This window comes from Streptomyces scopuliridis, from assembly GCF_042790125.1.
GTDB classification, from domain to species: Bacteria; Actinomycetota; Actinomycetes; order Streptomycetales; family Streptomycetaceae; genus Streptomyces; species Streptomyces scopuliridis_A.
Map to the genome: position 1 here is coordinate 331,607 of NZ_JBHTZS010000005.1, position 19,445 is coordinate 351,051.

12 protein-coding genes are annotated in these 19,445 nt (G+C 72.1%); 2 read left to right on the plus strand and 10 right to left on the minus strand.

All coding sequences use genetic code 11. The annotated features are described in order from the left end of the window. Positions 1-29: 29 nt before the first annotated feature. The 10 genes from ACFRKB_RS10510 to ACFRKB_RS10555 all read right to left on the minus strand — a co-directional run bounded on the left by ACFRKB_RS10510 (position 30) and on the right by ACFRKB_RS10555 (position 16,655). A complete protein-coding gene (locus tag ACFRKB_RS10510; RefSeq protein ID WP_383104966.1) occupies positions 30-1,145 on the minus strand; it encodes a peptidase M50 in 1,116 nt (371 codons plus the stop codon). Next, entirely contained in the window at positions 1,142-2,233 is a 1,092-nt protein-coding gene (locus ACFRKB_RS10515) for a lantibiotic dehydratase C-terminal domain-containing protein (protein WP_383104968.1), read from the minus strand. Before ACFRKB_RS10515 ends, ACFRKB_RS10510 begins: the two co-directional genes overlap by 4 nt. After that, positions 2,221-5,079, minus strand: coding sequence for a lantibiotic dehydratase (locus ACFRKB_RS10520; protein WP_383104970.1), 2,859 nt, complete (start codon positions 5,077-5,079; stop codon positions 2,221-2,223). The genes ACFRKB_RS10515 and ACFRKB_RS10520 overlap by 13 nt, the downstream gene beginning before the upstream one ends. 20 nt (positions 5,080-5,099) lie before the next feature. Continuing rightward, positions 5,100-6,719 carry a SagB/ThcOx family dehydrogenase gene (locus tag ACFRKB_RS10525; RefSeq protein WP_383104971.1) on the minus strand — a complete coding sequence of 540 codons (1,620 nt, stop codon included), beginning with the start codon at positions 6,717-6,719 and terminating at the stop codon, positions 5,100-5,102. Positions 6,720-6,792: 73 nt separating this feature from the next. Further along, positions 6,793-8,748: a TOMM precursor leader peptide-binding protein gene (locus ACFRKB_RS10530; RefSeq protein WP_383105130.1), complete on the minus strand. Its 1,956-nt coding sequence runs from the start codon at positions 8,746-8,748 to the stop codon at positions 6,793-6,795. A gap of 28 nt (positions 8,749-8,776) precedes the next feature. Continuing rightward, entirely contained in the window at positions 8,777-11,056 is a 2,280-nt protein-coding gene (locus ACFRKB_RS10535; protein ID WP_383104972.1) for a TOMM precursor leader peptide-binding protein, read from the minus strand. Positions 11,057-11,121: 65 nt separating this feature from the next. Continuing rightward, positions 11,122-12,960 (minus strand): AfsR/SARP family transcriptional regulator, encoded by a 1,839-nt coding sequence (locus ACFRKB_RS10540; protein WP_463291728.1) that lies wholly within the window; start codon positions 12,958-12,960, stop codon positions 11,122-11,124. Between the two features lie 502 nt (positions 12,961-13,462). Beyond that, positions 13,463-14,257 carry a DeoR/GlpR family DNA-binding transcription regulator gene (locus tag ACFRKB_RS10545; RefSeq protein WP_383104976.1) on the minus strand — a complete coding sequence of 265 codons (795 nt, stop codon included), beginning with the start codon at positions 14,255-14,257 and terminating at the stop codon, positions 13,463-13,465. A gap of 35 nt (positions 14,258-14,292) precedes the next feature. After that, positions 14,293-15,324 carry a 4-hydroxythreonine-4-phosphate dehydrogenase PdxA gene (gene pdxA / locus ACFRKB_RS10550; protein ID WP_383105132.1) on the minus strand — a complete coding sequence of 344 codons (1,032 nt, stop codon included), beginning with the start codon at positions 15,322-15,324 and terminating at the stop codon, positions 14,293-14,295. A gap of 23 nt (positions 15,325-15,347) precedes the next feature. After that, positions 15,348-16,655 carry a four-carbon acid sugar kinase family protein gene (locus ACFRKB_RS10555; RefSeq protein ID WP_383104977.1) on the minus strand — a complete coding sequence of 436 codons (1,308 nt, stop codon included), beginning with the start codon at positions 16,653-16,655 and terminating at the stop codon, positions 15,348-15,350. Between the two features lie 231 nt (positions 16,656-16,886). Here ACFRKB_RS10555 and ACFRKB_RS10560 point away from each other — a divergent pair, with 231 nt between their 5' ends. Together ACFRKB_RS10560 and ACFRKB_RS10565 are read left to right on the plus strand one after the other, a co-directional pair. Continuing rightward, the gene (locus tag ACFRKB_RS10560) at positions 16,887-18,509 is read left to right on the plus strand and encodes an ABC transporter substrate-binding protein (RefSeq protein WP_383104979.1); all 1,623 of its coding nucleotides are present in this window, start codon (positions 16,887-16,889) and stop codon (positions 18,507-18,509) included. A 3-nt stretch (positions 18,510-18,512) separates the two neighbouring features. Then, a complete protein-coding gene (locus ACFRKB_RS10565) occupies positions 18,513-19,442 on the plus strand; it encodes an ABC transporter permease (RefSeq protein ID WP_383104981.1) in 930 nt (309 codons plus the stop codon). Positions 19,443-19,445: the final 3 nt, after the last annotated feature.

The following is a 19,445-nucleotide window of genomic DNA, read 5'->3' on the forward strand; positions in this document are numbered from 1 at the left end:
GTGGTTCTGCGCCCCTCGGGGGTTGTGGGTCAGTGAACTAGTAGGAAGTAGAGGCCTGTTGCCAGAGCCGCCACCAGGACAAGGACAAGCAGGGCCGACCCCACCCCGTAGCCGAGGTAGACGGCCCGTGCCCGGCGCGGGTACGCGGCGGCGGCCGGCCGGTCGCTGAGACACAGCCGCAGATAACGCCCGCTCTCCGGCGCGAGACCGGAGACACGCAGCGTGTGGCTCAGCATCGTGTAGCCGTCGAGCGGAGGCAGCGGCAGCAGGTTGACGAGTGCCTGGAGACTGCCGAGCAGCAGCAGCCCCGACAGCACCCGGCGGGTCGGGTCCCCCTCGGGGAGCGCGGCCCACCAGGCCAGGAACGGCAGCAGGAACAGCAGATTGGCGAAGGCACCCGCCCCCGCGACCGCGAGCTGATGCCAACGGGTGCGTAGGTAGCGGTAGTTGTCGACAGTGCAGTACATCACGGCCATGGGCAGCCGCCAGCGCAGCCCGATCTCGCTGACCGTACCCCCGTAGTGCCTGGCGCTCACTCCATGGGCCAGTTCATGCAGGGCAGTGCTCAGCCAGAGCAGGGTGAACACCGCGATCAGCGCGACGGGCTGGTGGAACAGCCACCAGGTGTCCTCGGCCAGTTCGGGCAGCGCCGTCGCGAGCAGGATCTCCATCGCCACCATGAGGCCGGTCAGCGGGAGCAGGACCGCGGTCCGCAGGGCGGGGCGCAGCCGCCGGTGCAGGCGTGTGGTGGTGGCGTTGGCGTCGGCGACCAGCCGGAGGGTGCCCCGCAGCGGGGTGCCGCTGAACGGTCTCCCGGGCGGGGCGGCGGCGGGTGCCGGCCGGGGCGGTGCGCCGGCCAGCAGGCTTCGGGTGCCGAGCAGGTGGAGCAGCCGCTGCCAGTGCGCGGCGCCGAGGCGCTTGCCGAAGGTCTCGGCGTACTCCTCTCCGATCTCCGCCAGGCTGCGGCTGCCGTCGAGCCGGGAGATCAGGAAGTACTCCTTGGTCCCGACCTCGAAGGCCGCGCCGCCCTCCGGCTCCTTGATCAGATGCACGGTGGCGGGGCCGTGCAGCAGGGCGGGGCTCAGCAGGATGTCCGGGCGCAGCGCCGGGCGGTGCGAGAGCAGCTCCCCGGGAGTGGCGGTCATGGGATCGCCGCCGGGGCGGGTGGGGCGGCGGTGTCCTCGCGCAGGACCCGGCCGAGCACATGCGAGAGATACGCCTCGTCGCGGATCGTCACATGCAGCCGGTTGTTGGTCATGTGCATATACGGCGAGAGCAGCAGCGGCAGCGCCACGGCGGGGTCGGTGACGCGTTCGTCGCGCGTGCCGTCCCAGGAGCGGAACACCAGCTCGCCGCCCGTGGTCAGCTCCTCGGCGCGGGCCCGCAGTTCGAGGCAGTGCTCGGCCCAGCCGCGCAGGAAGGCGGGCAACGTGCCCAGTTCACCGGTGCGGACGGCCCGGCGGATGCCCTCGAAGCGGCGGCCGAGGCCGGGAGCCATCGCGGCGTAGTTCTTGTCGTACTCCTTCGACCCGATGAAGCCGGTGCCGGGGAAGGCGTTGTGCCAGAACTCGTAGTAGCGGTCCAGATACGCGCCCAGCTCCTCCCGTTCGGGCAGGAAGCACCCGGCCATGACCATCATCAGCTGGGCGGAGGTGCCGAGCAGCACGGTGCGCAGATGCAGGTTCATGGTGCGGAAGGCGTCCATGACGAGATCGCTGGAGTGCGCGAAGTGCCACTCGGCCAGCTCGATCCCGGCCGGGCCGCCGTACTTGCCGTACTCGGGTTCGTACGGCTCGTACGAGAAGGAGTTGTTGGGCCGCAGGTTCATCCGGCCGTCCTCGTTCATGAACGCGCCGCGGTCGCCCTCCGGGAACTCGATCTCGAAGAGGGTGTTGTAGAACTCGTTCAGGAACCCGGAGTCCACCTCGTAGAGGGCGGGGCGGGTGCGGAGGAAGCCGCTGATGGCCTCCTCTGCGCGGCGCCGTACCTCCGGGGTCGCGGCCGCGTCGACGGGCTTGAGCCGGAGGCGGACATGCGGCCCCTCCAGCCAGTAGTTGATGAAGAAGTGACCGGCCAGCAGGCCGTCGGCGGTCAGCCCGGCCACCAGCGGGCGGACACAGTTCACCAGCAGGGGCTGCGGATTGGCCGCGTAGAAGATGTGGATGGCCTGCCAGTCGCCGGCGGCGGGTGCGGCGGCCGGGGCGGGGCTCGGCGCGGGGGTCAGCTCTGGCATGTCGGTGCGCCCTCTCTGCGTCGGGTCGAGGTGAAGGTCTCCACGGCCAGCTCGGCCACATGGCTGCCGCGCGCGGAACGGACATGGAGCCCGTCGCGCCCGGGGAGCATTTCCCGCAGGACGACCCGGTCGTCCGGGTCCGTCGGCAGGGCTTCGAGGGCGGTGAGGGAGAGAACGCTGTCGAAGTCCACGTACTGCGGTTTGGCCCCCGCGCCGCCCCGGGGGCCGCTGGACACGGTGGCGAACACCTGGTCGGGCAGGGCGTGTTCGCGCCGCCAGCGCTGCCAGCCGAGGAACCACTCCTCGTCGCCGGTACCGGGCCGGCGGACGGGCAGCGTACCGGCCGTCATGGTCCAGCTGCGACGGCTGAGGACGACCTCGCCGTGCAGCACCCGGGGGCGCCTGGTCACACCGTCGTGCGCCTCGCCCGCCGGGACGCCGCCCCAGACGTCCAGCGGCGCCATCGAGGTCGGGGACATCAGCAGGAGCGTACGGGGGATCTCGGGCAGCGCGAGCGGCACCAGATAGCCGAGATAGACGGGGACGACCTCGCGGCCGAGCCGGGTGGAGCGCAGCACCAGCCGGTCCGTCTCCGCGTCGTGCTCGACATGGAGATCGTCGAGGTGGATGCGCCGGTCCTCGGGGACGGTGCTGGATTCTCCGGGGCAGACGATCTGGTAGTCGGTGAGCGGGCTGTGCAGATTGAGATTGCTGGTGACCGCTCCTCCGGTGATCTCGGCCAGCACCGCTCCTTCGGGGGTGACGGCGGCGGCGGTGTCACGCAGCCCCCGCGAGAAGGCCCCGGCCGGCTCCGCGGCGCCGGCGGTGTCGTAGACATGGGTGAAGCGGCTGAACGGGAAGGAGAGCCCGCCGTACGAGCGGTTGAGCACGACGAGCGGGGCGCCGTCCCTCTCGGTGAGCTGGACATGGTGGGACTGTGGCGCGAAGTCGGCCGCGACCGGGGCGAGTTCGTCCGCCACGGGCCCGAGATCCCGTTCGTCGAGCCGGATCTCGTCCGCGTCCGCGTGCTCCTGCCAGAGCTGCCGCATCCGGTCGATGAAGGCGCGGCGCGCCGCGTCGATCGAACGGATCCCCGGCAGACCGAGCCAGTTCTCCTCCGGCACATACTCGCCCCGGTCGTCGAACGGCCGCCGCTTGCCCGCGAAGGAGAGGTACTGGTCGAAGAAGTCCTCGTGGAAGTCGTGGACGAGGCCCAGGAGGTCGTCGCACCGGCCGCCACGACCGTAGCGCGCGACGAAGAAGCCCTTGAACGTGACGCGCTGAGGGAGCGTCAGGTCGAAGGCGGGGAGGATGCGCTCGACGGATCGCAGCGCGCCGCCGGCCGCCCCGGTCCAGGCGCCGAGCCCGCAGCTCACCTCACGGCCCGCGCTGACGTCCTCGTAGAGCAGGGTCTGCGGCAGTGTGGCCTCCGCGGCGCCCAACTGGGCCTGGCCTTCCCGCAGTCCGGCGCGCAGTTCACGCAGGAGTTCCGCCCGTTCGGCGCGGTCGGCGGAGGGGAAGCGGTCGATGGCGCGGACGGGCCCCTCGAAGGCGGCGGCCAGCCGGTCCGCCCAGGGGCGACCGAGGGTGCGCAGCGCGCTCTGGAAGGAGCGCAGTGGATCGGGGCTGTGGACGTCGGTGTCCAGGCACGGCACCCGCACCAGGCCGAGCTGGAGAAGCGCGGCCACATAGGTCTCGCACTGCGCGGGCTCGGCGTCGTGCTCGGCACCGAGCCACTCCACCAGCTCGCCGTAGCGCAGCTCGTCCCGTCCCTCGAACAGACCGAGCAGCCGGTCCAGCGTGCCGCTGCGACGGAGGAAGAACAGCCGGTCCTTGACCGCGTCGAAGGTGACCGCGGCCGAGTCGTCGCCCGCGCTGATCCACTGGCGTACGTAGCGGATCCGGTCGTCGTCCCGCTCCCAGCCGGAGGCCGGCCGTACGGGCAGATCGCCCCGCCGGGCGGGGTCGGCGAGGATCAGTTCGGCGAACCGGCCCAGCACGACGACATTGAGCCGCACATGGCTCGACCAGGCGTCGTCGATACGGATGGTGGCGTCGGTGGCATCGCGGCCGGGCTCCCGGCCGTGGTCACCGTTGTCGCCGTCGTGGAAGACGCCGGTGGCGACACCGGTGAACGTGCTGAACGGGCTGGTCTTGCAGGCCGTCCGGTACAGATACGACAGCACCGACCGCTCGATCTTCCGCATCCGCTTGTCCGGGGACACCCCGGCCGCGGCCCCCGCCCCGGCCTTGGCGATATAGGCGTCGAGCTGTCCCTCCAGCGTCGGGGAGGCCAGCAGGAGCCCGCAGCGCAGCCGGTCCTCGGCGAGGAGCCCGCGCAGCGCGGCCCGGGTCCTGTCGAGGTCGGCGGCGAGCAGGGGCGCTCCCTCGGCCCGCAGCTTCTCCAGATGGCGCCGGTCGCGCAGCCACTCGGCGGTCGCCTCCGCCGCGCGCGGGTCGAGTTCCGCGACCAGCCGGACGGCCGCCTCGGGGTCGGCGGGAAGCCGGTTGTTGAAGATCTGGCGGCGCAGGCCGAGCAGTTCACGGCGCTGCCCGGCGCCCGCGCCGTCCGGGGCGACGTCGGTGGTACGCACCACGTCGTGCAGCAGATCGCTCAGCCCGGCCGCACGGGCCCGCAGCCGGTCCTCGGCCGCGAGGACATCGTCCGCCCACTGACGGCCGGCGCCGCAGCGCAGCGCCTCGACGGACTCGACCGGCAGCCCCGCGACGCGCAGCATGAAGCGGCGGCCCGGTGCCCAGCCGGCGTCCGCCGTGCCCGTATCCGGCGTGGTGGGTGTATCCGGCCTGGTATGTGTATCCGGCGGCGTGTGTCTGTCCGGTGTCATCACTCGTTCCCCCATCCCGCTCAGCCGATCTCGTAGCGGAAGTCGGCGGGCCGTGGCCGCTCGTTGCCCAGCAGCATGATCAACAGCGGCTTCTCGCCGGTGCGTTCGAGACCCAGCTCCTCGATGTACGAGATGTTGTCGAAGCCCAGGGCGACGCCCGCGCCGAGCCCGAGGGCGGAGGCCACGGTGTAGAAGGTCTGCGCCACGGCCCCGATCGTGCCGTTCACCAGCCGGTAGCCCCGGTCCCCCACCGCGTCCAGGACGGCGGCGGTGCGGATGGTGGGGACGATCACCACTCCGGCCTGCTCCAGGTTGTAGTTGGAGAGGAAGTAGTTGCGCTGGAGGAACGGTCCCGGCGGGCCCGTCACCACCGGGCGCAGCGTGTGGCCGACAGGATCGTAGGCGTACGCGCCGGGGGCGACGCCCTCGACATGGTTGATGAACGCGTACAGCGTGACGAGGCCCGGCGCGGCGGAGCCGTCCGGTGCGACGTCCTGTCCCGCGTCGCCGCCGAGCGAGGCCGCGGCGCAGGCGTCGAGGGTGGCGGCGAGTTGCGCGGTGGTGACCGGGCGGGCCGCGTCGAACCGCCCGAAGCTGCTGCGCCGCTCCCGCAGGGCGTCGCGCACACTCACCGGCGGCAGTCCGGGCTCCGGCAGGGCGACCGGCGTGCCCGTTCCGGTGGGCGGGTTCGCGGCCGCCGGGGCGAGCGCGCCCGGCTCCGGGCGGTCGACGGCGGCTTCCATCGTCGCCGCGTGGATCCGCTGGAGTGTGTCGAAACGCAGCACCGTGCGCGAGCGTTCGACGTCGGTGTGCCGGACGGCGGGGACATCGGCGAGCGCGGCGGTGGAGAGTCCGGCGGTGGGCTCGGCGCCCTCCCAGGCCAGCGGGACGACGGCGAAGATCCCTTCTTCCTCGTGAGGCACACCCAGCAGGTGGCTCAGCCTCTCCTCGTCGAACCACAGCGCCGGTTCGACAGCCAGCCCCTGTGCCCGCGCCCAGATACGCCAGGTCCCGACGATCGCGCCGAGATCCATGCTCACCGCGTGGAAGGAGAAGCTGTTGTACTTGAACGCGTTCTGCCAGTACTTGATCCCCAGGACCAGGAACTGGTCGCGGTCCGCGCCCGCCGCCCCCTCGCCGAGCGCCGCCCGCACCTCACCGGTCACATCGCCCGCGAGCAGCCGCTGCATGGAGTGGTGCGGGGCCGAGTAGTAGTGGATACCCGGGGCCCGCGGTCCGCTGGGGCCGGAGACCCAGTAGACGCTGACCGGGTAGAGACCGCCGCCGGAGGCGGTGCCACGGGACCAGTTGGCCTGGGTGTAGTGCGGCAGCGCGGCGAGGTCGGTATTGGTCTGGACACCGAGCCGGCGTCCGGTCAGCCCGTAGGAGTCGCGCAGCATCCCGGAGAGCGAGTCCAGCGTGAACGGCCGCTGTCCTTCGGGCGCTTCGGTACGCAGACAGCCGGCCGCCACGGTCGCCCCCTCGGGGAAGTCCGTGTCCGGCAGCGGGAAGGACTCGACACCGGGGTAGAACTTGGCCTTCCTCGGCCGATCCGCCCAGTCGGGGACGAAATCGGCGGGCTCCATCGGGACCCGGCCGCGCTGCATGATCGCGGCCGCGTAGTCATGGGCGTAGCCCACGGGACCCTCCTCTCTGCTGGACGGTGCTGTGCTGGACGGTTCTGTGGTGGATGCTGCTGTGCTGGACGGTTGCTTACGGGAAGGGGTGCGGCGCCGGGTTGATGTCGTCCGGCCCCAGATCGTGGTCGCGCAGTCCCGCCGTACGCAGGGCGGTGCGCAGCCGGGGCATGGTGCGGGCGCGCTGCCGGGACCAGCCGAAGTCGATCGGCAGCAGCCCCGGGACGAGCACGCTCACGGTGTGCAGCCCGAGGGTGCGCTGCTCGGGCATGGTCTGGTCGACCACCACCACGTCGAAGCCGGCTCCGGTCACCGCGTCGACACAGCGCCGCAGATCCTCGCGGAGGTCCCCGGCCGCCATGGCGCCGGAGGCGTCCGGCCAGCGCAACTCATGAACGGCGCGCGGGGGTTCGGGGGCGATACCGCGACGCGGCGGGCTGTCCGGGTCGAGCAGGAAGCCGGCGTGCTCGCCCATCTCCGGTACGCCGTACACCAGGGGATGGTCGTGCAGCGCCGTCACCCGGTCGAAGTCCGCGGCCATGGCACGCAGCCGGGGCCCGTCGCGCTCGGTGCGGTCCTGAAGGTTCACCGCGTCGGTCGCGATCTCGCAGAGCGCCGAGTCGAGCGCGGACTCGGGGTCGAGTCCGGCGCCCGCGCCGAAGCACATCCGGCCGGGTCCGCCGTCGAAGCGCTCGGCCACGGCGGTGACGACCGGGACCGGGAAGGTGATCCGGGTGTCGAAGAACCGTGCCCGGTAGCCGTACATCGCGAGCCGGTCGACCATGTGCCGGGTGGAGGCGCGGGTGCTGGTGGCCGGGTCGATCTCGGGCAGCGGCTGCTGCCCGTACCAGGCGAGCAGGAAGGCGTCGCGCTCGATGACCTCCATCAGCCCGAAGTAGACCGCCTCTTCCAGACAGCCGCCGGAGGCACAGCCGTTGGAGCTCTCCTGCACGAACCGGTTCTCCAGGCCCGGCGCGTGATAATACGTCAGCACCTCGGGGACCAGCCTCGGCTCCTCGTCGCGCAGGGAGTAGCCCCACACCCAGGGGATCTCCCGGTCGGACGCGAACGGGCGGACCCGGGGGTTGTCCCGGTAGAAGTCCGGTGCGTACAGGCCGACTTCACGGGGGTCGACGGCCTGGGCACCGAACTCGTCGAGCGTTCCGGTGACGCTGGTGATCCGGGAGCGCGCGCGCATCCCGGCGTAGCGCTCCATGCCTTCGAGCACACCGATCCGGTTGCTGTGGCCGAAGGAGTCGGCGTGGCCGCCCCAGAACGTCTCGCGCAGATACTCACCGGAGCGCATCGAGAAACAGCCGATGGTCGCGGAGGTGGAGGTGGAGGAGACGTCATGGACCACGGACGGCCCGAGCGCGCCGCACACCGGGTTGGCGAACGCGGCCACGTCGATGTCGTACGCCTCGATGGGCCGCAGCCGGAAGGAGCCGGGACGGTGTTTGGGGGCGGGACGCAGGGTGATCCGGGCGTCTTCGGCGGTGTCGGTGCGGGGTGTGGCGCAGCGCGGGCATTCGGGGTCGGGCACCAGCGGGTAGTGCCGGACCGTCAGGGTCCGCAGATCCATCAGCCGGATCTCGGGGAACGGCCCCCCGGGGGCCGGTGGCCGTTCGCGCAGTGCGGTGACGAGCGCGGCGACGGCGTCCGCCGCGAACGGTGTGGCATAGGGCCACTCCCCCGCCGCCCGGGTCTCCCCGCCCAGTTCGAGGGCGTCGCGCAGCGCCACGGACCGTACGGCCTGCCAGCGGCGGGCCAGACAGTGGGAGCAGGCCGCGGCCGGCGCGCCGTCGGCACCGGGCAGGGGCCCGATGACGGCGTGCGCGCCGTACAGCCGCACCGGGACCGACGCGTCGGGGCGCGCGGTGGCGTCCGGCCCGGTCCTCTCCCGTCCGGCCGCCTCCCGCCCGGCGGTGTTCTGTCCGGTGGCGTCCTGTCCGGCGGCGAACGCGTCGTGGGTGCCGAGCGCGCCGATGCTCACCTCGGGTCCGCCGAGCCGCCCCAGGGCCTGACGCAGCAGATCCTCCGCCGGGCCGGTGTCGAGTGTGCTAAGCCCCACGGGACGCCTCCGTGGTGAGAAGCACACGGGCGGTTCTGATGCCCGCGGTGGCCAGGTCCGCGGAGCCGGTGTCCACCATCAGGGCGTCGCGTCCCGCCGCCCGGAGCCGGTCGAGCACCGCGGACCAGTCGGTCACCGCCCGCGAGACGACGGCGCCCGTCCCCTCGGTGTCCGTGGCGTGGATCGTCGTCGCGTCGAGGTCACGGAGCAGCGGGTCGCCGAGGTCGAACGGCGCGGCCGTCTCCTCGCGGCCCAGCTGCACCTGTCCGAGCAGATCGCGCAGCGCGGCGACCGCGGCGCGCTGTGCGCTGATGTCGCTGCCGACGGCCCAGTGCCCGGCTCCGCGAGCGAGCAGCACATGCGCCCCGGAGCGGTCGCCCTCGCCCAGGTCGAGCAGGTCCAGTTCGATGTCGAGGACGGCGGCGGACCGGATGAGGAAGGTGAGTTCGGCATCGGCCGTCTCCCCCTCCGCGAGCGGCTTCAGCGGCACCCTGCTCGCCGTACCGCCCCGCAGCGTGCGGCACAGCGCGTCATGGGCGAGGGCGGAGAGCAGGCCCTCGGCGGCGGCGTCCGCCGCCGTGGCTCCGGCTCCGGTCCCGGCGCGCGTCGGCTCGATCAGCCGGTCGGCGTTGTGCGGGCCGAAGGTGCGAACGGCCGCCGCCGGTACGAGAATCCGCTCCTTGGTGAGCAGCGAGACGGCTCCGGTCCAGGCCGTCACCCGCGCACCGCCGGCGGCCGTACCCGTGCCCGTTCCGCCGAAGAGAGTGAGCGCGGCGGGCTCCAGAGCGCGCACGCCGTCGGCCGCGTTGACCTGACTGTCCGTCAGGATGCCCGTGGTGGGCACGACATGCTCCGCGTATACCCCTGCCGCCGCGTTCAGCGCCCGCAGTCGGGCTCCGGCGACATGGTGCACATCGAAGGCGGCGATCCGACGCGCGGCGCCATGGCCGATGCCGAGTTCGACGAGGGTCGCCTTGAGCGGAATCTGCGTGAGCGGCTCGTCCGCGAACCGGCCGAAGACTCCGGCGCGCGGCCGGACCAGGACCGAGCGGCGGTTCAACTCCTCCACCAGCGCGTCGGCTTCCCGGGCCGTGTCGACCGTCGGCATCCGCGGGGTCTCGCTGCCGGCCGCCGTGAGGTCCACGGGGAGGTCCAGCGGGAGATCGACTCCACCGGCCGGGGCGTCGTCCTCCGCCGCTGCGGCGCAGAACGGGCAGCGCGGGTGCGGCAGCAGGGGTTCGGCCGTGACATCGAGGGACTTCATGTCCTGGATGATCAGCTGGCCCGCGGTCTCGGCGGGCAGCGCGCCGGTGGTGACACGGAAGATCTCGTAGCCGAGGAGATTGCCGATCATCGCCGCCAGGGGCCGGCTCGGAAGCTCACCGGCCGGTACGGACCCGGGCAGCGCCAGACCGCTCCAGATGTCGGCGGCCGCGGCGGCCCCGTCGTGGGAACCGATCCGCAGCACCGCGCAGGACCAGCAGCCGGTGGTGTCGGGCGTCATCAGCGGTCCCACCACGGCGTACTGGCCGTAGGACCAGGCCGGCAGGAGCGTACGGCCCTCGGGCACACCGGCCCGGAGCAGCGGGAACAGCCGCTGCGGGGCCGCGGGGCCGCCGGTGACCACCACGAGGTCGTACGAGGCGAGGTCCGCCCAGCTGACGGGGGACCGGTCGTCGTCCGTCTCGATCCGGCGGAGGTCCACGGGGCAGCCGTCGGCCGCCGCCTCCCGCGCCTCGGCCTCTATGGTCTCGATGCTCTCGGCTCCCAGTCCCGCCTGTACGCCGATGGTGGCGCAGCCGTTGCGGATCAGGCTGAGCACGCACCAGCGGGCCACGAGGTCGTCGCCGAGCACGGCCACCCGTGCCGTACGGAAGCGGTCGAAGCGGCGCTCGGCGTCGTCGGAGTAGTGGTCCACATAGGCGATCTGCGGGGCGAAGCGCCGGGCCACCTCGGGCGGTGTCTCGTGCGCCTCGCCCTCGGTCACCGGGACCGGCCGGGCGAAGTCCCTTTCGTACAGGCTCTTCACCAGTTCGCCGACCATGGCGCGCTGCTGGTCACCGAGGCCCTGGCAGATCTCGGAGACCGAGTGGTCGCCGGTGAGATGCGGGACGATCAGTGTGGCGAACCGGTAGGCGGACTTGGCGGTCAGCTGGAATCCGCCGTCCGCGTTGTGGAAGAGCACCCCCTCCGGTGTCTCGGTGAACAGCACGTCGCGACGGATGCGCGGGCGGGTCGAGGCAACGGTTTCGTAGGTGGCTGAGCCCATGAGAATGACACCCCTGGATGCTTGGTCAAGGTGGCCTGATCGTGCTGGAGTTCGGGCGTCGCCCGTCAGTGGCGTGCTGTCGCCGCCTGGCTGTTGTGTCTCTCGCGCGCCTGCTGACGCGCGTAGATTTTCAGCAGTCGATGGATGCGGTACGGACCGGGAGGCCCTTCTTCGAGCAGTCCCGCGTCGGCGAGCCGCTCCAACGCCTCTTCCGCCTCGGGTGAGTTGCCGAGCGCGTGCGAGGGGAGCAGCAGTCCCTCGTGGTCGCCGAGCCGGTGGAAGGCTTCCCGCCACCGCGGCTCCAGCCGGCGCAACGCGCCGCCGAACACCTGCGGTACGGAGAGCCGCGGATCGTCGGCGAGGGAGAGCCTGGCCGGCAGATCCTCCGCCAGCCAGGCCACGCAGTCCGCGATGCGCAGCCCGGGACGGGTGAGCAGCCGGGCCGTGGCGATCCGCAGACTGAGCGGGAAGTGGCCGCAGATACGGGCGAGTTCCCCGGCGGCGGCCGGTTCGGCGGCCACGCGTTCGGCGCCGAGCACGGCGGCCAGCAGCTGATGGGATTCCGCCGGTTCCAGGGTGGAGAGCCGGTGGACGCTGCCGCCGTGGGTGGCCATCAGCCCGGCCAGACCGCGTCTGCTGGTGACGATCGCGGCGCTGCCCGGCCGGGCCGGGAGCAGCGGGCGGACCTGGTCGGGGCTGGTCACATCGTCGAGGACGAGCAGCGTCGCGCCGTCGGCGGTTCCGAGCGGCGGCAGCTGCGCCAGCGCCTCGGCCGGGGTGACGGAGGAGCCGTCCTCACGCGTCATGGCCAGGATGAACACGCCGCCGGGGAAGCTGTCCTGGGTGTCATGGGCAGCTTGCCGGGCCAGCGCGGTCTTTCCGATGCCCGGGGCTCCGGAGAGGACCACGACGGTGGTGTCCGGGGATCCCGCGGCGAGACGGGCGGTGATCGCCGCCCGCTCGGCGGTACGGCCGGTGAAGGACGGCACCGGCGGCACCGGGCGCACGGCGGGCGCGAGCGGCAGGGACGGTACGGAAGCGGGTGCGGGGGCCGGAGCCGGGGAGGCGATCGCCAGGGGCTCGGCGCGTGGCGCGAGGGCCACCGCGGTGGGGCCGCCGGGCAGCGGCGCCGTCCGGTCGAGGGCCGGATCGAGTGTGGACGGGCCGAGGTCGTCGCCACGGAGGATCGACAGTTCGAGCCGCTGGAGCGACGGGCCGGGATCGACGCCCAGTTCCTCCTTCAACCGGCCTTTCACACTGCGGTACTCGGAGAGCGCCTCCGACTGCCGGCCGGTACGGTAGAGCGCCTCGATGAGCTGTTCGGAGAACCGTTCGCGGCCGGGGTGACGGCGAGCGGCCTCCCAGAGGTCGACCAGTACCTGGCGACATCGGCCCAGCGCGAGCTCGATGTCGCAGGCCCGTTCGAGCGTACGCAGCCGCTCCTCCGTCAGCCCCGGCACCTCGTCGCGGTGCAGCATCGGGGAGGGCACGTTCGCCAGCAGGGGCCCCTGCCAGAGCGTGAGCGCCTCCTTGAGCCGGTACAACTCGCCCTCGGCGTCGTCGGCTTCGTCCGCCGCCCGTACCAGCGCGCGGAACCGCACCAGGTCGAGAGTGTCGGCGTCGGCGTTCATCCGGTAGCCGCCGGGCACCGCCTCGATGACATTGCGGGTGACCCCGTATTTGACGAAGAGCCGGCGCAGTCTGAGCACACAGCTCTGGAGCGCGGCCCTGGCCGTGGCCGGCTGGTCCTCGTCCCACAGGGCACGCAGCAGATAGCCGGTGGACACGACGGATCCGGGATGAATGAGGAGAGCCGCCAGCAGGCTGGACGGTTTGGACGGTTTAAGAACAACAACGTCATGGCCCTCGGCGATACTCAAAGGGCCCAAAAGCTGAAAACGCACGCGGCCTCCGCCCCCGAATCAGTACTCGTGTCCGCGACGCATGAAAGTGCCGAATCCTGGGCACCTCACGACATCGGGACATCCGTGGACGGAAATGGTGCACATTTTTCGGTGGTACAGACCTCTGCCAGGCCCCACTGACTTCCTACTCCCCCGTAGCCACGCTGCGGAGTTGATCCATCGTCATCGACGAGGGCCAGCTCAGCGGTGTGGTACGTACCGCTGCCCCAGAGGCAATTAACAACGCTTTACCAAGAGATGAACAGATCGGCAATGTGCGTCTGACCGTTTCCAATACAATGCCGCACCCACAACTTGTTGGGCATCCTAGTAACTCCCCCATGGAAAGTCGACCCTTCGCCCCCGAGGCATTCCGGGACGGCGAACCAAAGGGAAAGAAGCCCTTATTGAGTGTGAATACGGCCCGCCGCCCCGAACACGCACAAAGGGGAGGTCCCGTGGAGCACGCTCCACGGGACCTCCCCTTGACCTGCTCGCGCGGTCAGCCCACCGTGTCCGTCCGCCCCGCGGGTGTCAGGACGACCGTGACTCCGCGCGCGCGCAGCCCCTCGACGACGCGGGGGTCCGCTCCCTCGTCGGTCACCAGCGTCCAGTCGGGCCGCAGCGGGGTCCAGGTGTGGAACGGCCGGCGGCCCAGCTTCGCCGCGTGGGCCAGTACGTACACCCGGTCCGCGCGCCGGGCCATGAGCTCCTTGAGGCGCGTCTGCCGCAGATCGGCCTCGCAGATGCCGTACTCCGCCGAGACGCCGTCCGTGCCCAGGAAGAGCCGGTCGAACGTGAGGCGCTCCAGGGCCGCTTCGGTGAGCGGTCCCACGAATCCCTGGCTGAGCGGGCGCAGCGTACCGCCGAGGCATTCGACATGGACCGACTCGACGTCCGCCAGCTCCTGAAGGGCCGTCAGACCCGTGGTGGCGACGGTGACATCCTTCGCCGTGCGCAGTTCGTGCGCGAGCGCGCCGACGGTCGATCCCGCGTCCAGCAGCAGCGACTCCCCGGGCCGTACCTCCGCCGCCGCCCACCGCGCGATCGCCTGCTTGGCCTCGAACGCCTCGCCCGTGCGCTGCCGCAACGACGCCTCGGGGTGGGCGGCCAGCGCCATCGCGCCGCCGTAGGTACGGGCGAGCTGTCCGTCCGAGGTCAGCTTCGCGAGATCGCGCCGGATGGTGGAGGCGGTGACCCCGAACAGCTGGGACAACTCCTCCACACTGGCCAGTCCGGTGGTCGTGGCGAGATGGACGATCCGGTCGCGCCGGGCCTTCGATCCGATCGCAGACATCAGTCTTCTGCCCTCCGGTGCGGACGATCGGGTGGTCAACGGGCCGGAGCGGTGGACATCTCGGCGGCCTGGCGCAGGGCCTCGACCATGCTACCGGCCTCGGCCCGGCCCGTACCCGCGATGTCGAAGGCGGTGCCGTGGTCGACGGAGGTACGGATGACCGGCAGTCCCACGGTGAGGTTGACGCCCGCCTCGATGCCCATGACCTTGACGGGGCCGTGGCCCTGGTCGTGGTACATCGCGACGATCAGGTCGTAGTCGCCGCGCGAGGCGAGGAAGAAGGCGGTGTCGGCGGGGAGCGGTCCGACGGCGTCGATGCCGTCGGCGCGCAGCACCTCGATGGCCGGGACGATCTTCTCCTCCTCCTCGCCGTAGCCGAACAGGCCGTTCTCGCCCGCGTGCGGATTGATGCCGCACACCCCGATGACGGGCTTCGCGACCCCGGCCCGCACCATCGCCTCGTGACCGCGGCGCACGGTCCGCTCGACGAGTCCGGGCTCGATGCGGCGTACGGCGTCGATCAGCCCGATGTGGGTGGTGACATGAATGACCTTCACCTTGGGGGTCGACAGCATCATCGACACCTCCTCGACCCCGGTGAGATGGGCGAGGAGTTCGGTGTGCCCGGGGTAGAGATGGCCGCCCGCGTGCAGGGCCTCCTTGTTGAGCGGGGCGGTGCAGATGCCCTGTACGTCGCCGCGCACGGCGAGTTCGGCGGCGACCCGTACGTACTGGTACGCGGCGTCGCCGGCGACGGCGGACAGCTGTCCCCAGGGCAGGTCGGCGGGGAGCAGTCCGAGGTCGATGACATTGATACGGCCGGGGCCGAACACGGCGTCGGCCGGGGTCTCGACGGAGACGATCTCGCAGGCGACGCCGAGGATCCGGGCCGCCTGGCGCAGCCGTTCCGCGTCGCCGATGACGACGGGGCGGCAGCGGCGCGCGGTGTCGGCGTGGAGCAGCGCGGGGACGATCACCTCGGGGCCGATGCCGGCGCCGTCTCCCATGGTGACCGCGATGATCGGGAGCGGCGCGCCGGCCGTCTCTGGCTGCACGGGGGCCTCCATGGGGGCGGTCGTCGGGGCTGCGTTCACAGGACTTCTCCTTGCGGTACGGATGACACGGACGGCGGGGGGACGGGCGCGACGGACCCCACGCCCGGTACGGCGGGACGCTCGCCCGGTACGGCGGGGTGAACCGGCCGCAGGGCGCGGGCGATCCGCAGCAGGGACCCGGTGTCGCCGTAGCTTCCGGGACGGGTGACGACCGAGCGGCCGTCGTCGGTGCGGCTGTGCACGGCTCCGTGGTGGATCTGTCCCACCGGGTGGAGCCGGGTGATCCCGAGCGCGTCCAGGACGCGCCGCGCCGTCTCGCCCCCGGTGAGGACGAGGTCGGCGGGGTACGGGACGGCGGCGACGGCACGGGCGAGTCCGGCCACCACACGACGGGCCGAACCGGTGAGGAAGCCGGGGGAGTTGTCGACGCTGACGACCGTGATGCCGTGGGCGTCGACGGGGAAGGAGAGCGCCGGGCCGGCCTCGGCGAGCAGAGCGGCCGGCAGTGCGGTGTGCCGGGCTCCGGCCTCGGTGAGTTGCGCGATCTGCGCAACGGCGGTGGGTTCCGCCGTGCCGACCACGACGAGCAGCGGCCGGTCGGGCCGCACCGCTTCGCGCGGTGACGGTACGTCAGCGCCGTCGACGACAGGGCCGAGCACCCGGCCGAGCGCGGCGGCGAGCCCGCCGGTTCCCATGAGCCGTACGTCCGGTCCCAGCGGGAGCGCGGCGGCGACCACCGCGTCCAGGTCCGCGTCCGTCTCGGCGTCGCAGACGGGGCTCAGCCCGGCCGCCATCAGGTCGCGCAGGCGGCCCGTGAGTCCGGGGCGGGAGGAGCGTACGGCGCCGAGCGGTACGACGGCCGTCCGCAGGCCGCCGAGGGCGGCGGCCACCGAGGGCGGTGCGGGCCGGGACTCGGCGCGCCAGGCGTCGGTGGCGTGCAACGGAGTGCCGCGCAGCTGGACGACGCCGTCGCGGACGGTACGCCCGGCCACCGGCAGGGCGGGGGCGATCACGAGTCCGGCCGCGCCCCGCGCGTAGGCGGCGGCCTCGGCGGCGAGGTTGCCGCGCAGCAGGGAGTCCGTCTTCTTGATGAGTACGGTGCCGGTGGCGGCGGCGCGCACGGCCTCGCGGACGATCCGGGCGGCCTCGTCGGCGGGGAGCTGGCGGGTGTCGAGATCGAGCACCAGCGCCTCTCCCCCGGCGGGGGGAGCCGCGGGCGCCGGACCGAGGACGATCCGGCCGGGGAGGCGCAGCGCGGCAGCCGTCTCGGCCGCGCCGGACAGATCGTCCGCGAGGGCGAGTACGCGGCACGGTTCACGCCCGCCTCGGGGCTTGATGACCACGGATACCTCCTCCGGGCGGCCCGGGCGGGCTGCCTCGGTGCCTGATGATGACATACGTTGCGCGAAGTGCGCGAGACCTCTTGCGCGGAACACGCAATCGTGCCACCTTGTGCGGCGCGACACCTGTCACCGCCGGACAGACCGGACTCCGGGAAAACACGCCCCGGCGTCCGCCCGGCCCGGCACCGACAGCTTGAGCCGGTCGCTTCCCAGCACCCGAGAAGGTCGACGATGACCCCTACTCCTCAGAGCGCTCCTCCCGACGCTCCGCCGCGTGAGCCCTCGCCCGAGCCCGCACGTGAGGGTTTCGGCCGCCGCACCCTGCTGCGCTGGGGCGCCGCCGGTGGCGCGGGCGTGGCTCTCGGCCCGCTGGCCGCCTGTGCGGGCCCCACCGGGGCCCCCGGCCCCGGCACCCTCACCCTCGGCCTGAACCGCTCTCTGGTGAGCCTGGACAACAAGCTCAACCAGTTCGACGCCGCCGTCACCGTGCAGCGCGCGGTACGGCAGGCACTCACCCGTATCGGTCCCGGGATGAAGCCGCGGCTGATCCTCGCCGACCGGTTCGAGATGGCCGAGCCCACCGCCTGGTCCGTGCGGCTGCGCGACGGCGTGTGCTACTCCGACGGCAGCCCCGTCACCGTCGAGGACGTCGCCACGGCCCTCGGGATGTACGGGAAGGTCAACGGTTCCTTCCTGCTCGGTCTCTTCCCCGAACTGCCCACCGTCGAGAAGACCGGCCCGCGCACCTTCCTGCTGCACACCCGCGAGCCCGTGCCGGTGCTCGACCGGCTGATGGCCAACATCCACATCACCCCGGCCGCCGCCAACCGGCCCGAGGAGCTGCAGACCGGTCTCGGCTCCGGCCCGTACCGCGTCCTGAAGGCCAACGCGGGCGCGGGCGAGTACACGCTCGGCCGCAATCCGGCGTACTGGGGCACCCGGCCGCGGATCGATACCGTACGGGTCCGGTTCGTACCGGAGGAGTCCAGCCGGGTCGTCGCGCTGCGCAGCGGCGAACTCGATGTCGTCGACACCCTCACCCCGGACTCCGCCGAGCAGCTCACCGGCCTGCCCGGCGTCCAGGTCGAGGAGACCTCCGGCGTCCGGATGTGCCAGCTGTTCTACAACTTCCGCAAGCCCGAGGGCACTCCGCTCGCCGACCCCCGGGTACGGCGCGCGCTGACCTACGCCATCGACGGCGACGCCCTGGTCAACGATGTGCTCAACGGCTCGGCGGAGGAGGCCGGCGGTGTGGTGCCGCTCGCCCTCGAAGGCGCGGTGCGCACCGGCACGTACGCGTACGACCCCGGCAAGGCACGCGCGCTGCTGAGGTCACTGGGCGCGACGGACCTGCGGATCAAGATCATCTGGGAGTCCGGCGAGTTCGCCGCCGACACCTCCGTCATGGAAGCCGTCCTGGACATGCTGAAGGCGGTCGGCGTACGCACCTCGCTCCAGCAGTTCGAGCCGGGCGGCGACATCCTCACCTGGCGTCAGGGCCGGGCCGGTGACTGGGATGTCATCGGCAACGGCTACGGCAGCCCCACCGGCCAGGCACTCACCACACTCCAGGGCATGTACGGGGGCACGGCCGAGAAGGAACGTGACCGCGACGCCTTCATGGGGTACGTGATCCCGCGCGTGGAGCGGCAGCTCACCGCCGCCTCCACCGAGGTGGACGACACCGCGCGCGACAGGAAGCTGGCCGTGGTGCAGAAGGCCATCTGGGACACGTGGCCCAGCCTCTGGGCCTTCGCGCCCAAGACACTGCTCGCCCGCAGAACCCGCGTCCGGGGCCTGTCGCTGCTCCCGATCAACTCCTATGACCTGTCCGCCGTACGGCTGGAGGGCTGAGCCGTGCCGACGTATCTCGCCAAACGGCTCGGCCAGAGCCTGCTGACCGTCTTCCTCACCCTGACCACCGTCTTCCTGCTGGTACGTCTCGCTCCCGGCGACCCCGCCGCCGCCTACGCGGGACCCACCGCGACCACCGCCGATCTCGCCCGTATCCGCGCCCAGTTCGGGCTGGACCAGCCGCTGCTCACGCAGTACGGCATCTTCCTGCGCGATCTGCTCACCGGAGACCTCGGCACCAGCTACTCCTTCCGCGCCCCGGCCCTCGATGTGGTGCTGGACCGGATGCCGTACACCATCACGCTCGCCGTCTCCGCGATCACGGTCACCGCCGTGGTGGCCGTGCCGCTGGGCGTGTGGATGGCGCGCCGTGCCGACTCGAAGCGCGAGCTGGGCGGGAATGTGCTCACCATCGCCGGGCAGTCCATGCCGGACTTCTGGACCGGTGTGATGCTGCTGACCGTCTTCGCCGTACTGCTTCCCGTGCTGCCCGCCTCCGGATTCACCTCGTGGAGCGGTCTCGTCCTGCCGACGGTCACCGTGGCCATCCTGCAACTGGCCCTGATCTCACGGCTGGTACGGCGCGAGATGACCACGGCGCTCGGCTCCCCGTACCTCACCGTCGCCCGCTCGCGCGGCTTCTCCGAGCGCGCCCTCACCTGGCGGTACGCCCTCGCCAACTCGGCGGTGCCGCTGCTCACCGCCATCGGTACACGGTTCGCGGCGCTCCTCAACGGCGTGGTCGTGGTCGAGGTCGTCTTCGGCTGGCCCGGCGTCGGCTCGCTCGTCGTCCGCGCGCTGGAGACCCGGGACTATCCGCTGATCCAGGCCACCGTGCTGGTCACCGCGACCCTCGCGATCCTCGTCCAACTCCTCGTCGACCTCGCCTACCCGCTGCTCGATCCGCGGGTGCGTCTCGGAAAGGCGGCCTGAGAC